Annotated in this window: 2 protein-coding genes; both read right to left on the reverse strand. The window is 30.1% G+C overall.

Translation table 11 applies throughout. The features are described from left to right. Positions 1-195: 195 nt before the first annotated feature. Positions 196-495, reverse strand: a complete 300-nt coding sequence (locus tag CQ058_RS31220; RefSeq protein ID WP_105590267.1) for a contact-dependent growth inhibition system immunity protein — start codon at positions 493-495, stop codon at positions 196-198. A 38-nt stretch (positions 496-533) separates the two neighbouring features. Beyond that, positions 534-1,088 carry a DUF3967 domain-containing protein gene (locus tag CQ058_RS31225; protein WP_105590268.1) on the reverse strand — a complete coding sequence of 185 codons (555 nt, stop codon included), beginning with the start codon at positions 1,086-1,088 and terminating at the stop codon, positions 534-536. Positions 1,089-1,852: the final 764 nt, after the last annotated feature.

Below are 1,852 nucleotides of genomic sequence, written 5' to 3' on the forward strand. Positions count from 1 at the left end.
TGAGGGTTCCCCTCATCGTCAAGGAACTTTCGCGGCATAAACGCCAGGACTCAGCGATTCCACATGCACCGCCACTCCAAAACTCCTTACCAAAAACAAAGCACCCTAACAAGCATCAAATATCGTTTATAATATTTTCTTAAAGTATAGTAACTAAACGAAAAAAGACCATCTATTATGAGTGATCAATTTTTACTAAGTATTTTTTAATGCTTGTTTTAACGTTTCAACTGTTTGTTCAAGCCATTCTATAGGAGTAAGTTTTAAAGAAGGAAAATAAATTTCAGTATAATATTCAATGAACTTTTCCTTTTCTTGTATGGATAAATCACTTTTTAAAAATGCATCTATGTACTTTATAATATTTTCTATACACATTTTATGGGCTTCTTCTATAAATTCATTTAAGGCTTTTTTTACTGTTCCCATATCTTGATGAAAAGTTCCGTCTAAAAAATCACTTAATTCTTTATACATATAATCTTTATCATTCATAAGTATCCCCTTATTCTATAACGTCAGAACTCAGCAAATCACTTCCAAAATTGATACCATTTCTTTTCATTATTTGCTGCAACCATCTGTTTTACTTCTTGAAGTTCTCGCATAACAGTCATAACCGCTTTATCCCGATCAGTAACCTGTTGTTTTTCTATAGTATTAGAATGAGTCAATAACTTTTGTTGAGATTCCAATACGTTTGTTAGTTTAGCTATTTGCTCATTTTGATTCTGTAATTGTTTTTGTTGCAACTCTACTGTATCTTTTAATTCTCTCAATACTTCTTTTAAATCATCAGATCCAGGAGTTATAACAGTCATATCTGTATTATTAACTGTTAATCCTTCTTCTTTTAAAAGTAATTTGCAAGCATCTTCCAATGTAACTTGTGGCATACTTTTTAACTCTACTAATCTTTGTAATAACTTAATATCATAATCATCGAAAATAATTCGTTCTCGTTCGTCTCTTTTAAAGGCATAACAGTTATAACTCTCAATTAGTAAGTAATATTTTTTAACCGTAGAAGGTGATATTTTTAATCTTTTTGCAACCTGGGATACATTTTCATAAATAATAAGTGTCATAATAGTCATAACCTCCTTTTCAATATTTCAAATTCGTTATAACAGTTATAACTCCTTTATCTTAACACTTTACATAAAATTAAGTTAAATCAATCCTAATTATTCGTGCACAGATTCATTAGATCTTGTATTTACGAAATAAGTAATTTTAATTTCTTTTTCTTCTTTGCACTTAAATCAATCAATAAAAAACATACAAATAAATTAACATTTTGTTTTTTAACATAATAATTTTCGACTAAAAAATGAAATACTCTATAAAATTGGAAATTCCGAATCAAAAAAGAGAGAAGAGCATAAGGGGTTTTTGGGCCCAACTAGGGGTTGGGGCTAGGCAGAGCCTAGCTTAAACGTGGGTACACGAAAATTTCCAGGATGTCCACTCACTTACGACACAAAACCCTTCAAATGTCCCCCTTATGTCCCTAGATGTAGACTCAGTGAGTACACAAAGTCCCTTTGATGTCTCCATATGAGTACTCACTAAGGACATGATATTTTTAATAAATTGCAATCAAACATTACTTTAAAATACTAAAAGAAAACAATTAACATTAATTAAATATAAATCTGTAATCTAGAAACAAATAACACCAAAATACAAAATGCTATTTAAACGCTTCAGAATCCTTTTTAAAAGATATAAAACTAAAATAATACTATTTGTCGTCAAAACGAAAATAAACGCTTAAAAAGCAAAATAAACAGGTTTAAAAGAAGGTTTTCCTTTGCTTTTGGGGTTGAGGCTGGTTCGTCGTGTGGGG

The organism is Bacillus sp. MYb56 (genome assembly GCF_002976445.1).
GTDB classification, from domain to species: domain Bacteria; phylum Bacillota; class Bacilli; order Bacillales; family Bacillaceae_G; genus Bacillus_A; species Bacillus_A mycoides.

Excerpts from the sequence above, each read along its gene's own strand:
- CQ058_RS31220 (WP_105590267.1), bottom strand. The coding sequence starts at position 495 with ATGAATGATAAAGATTATATGTATAAAGAATTAAGTGATTTTTTAGAC.
- CQ058_RS31225 (WP_105590268.1), bottom strand. The coding sequence starts at position 1,088 with ATGACACTTATTATTTATGAAAATGTATCCCAGGTTGCAAAAAGATTA.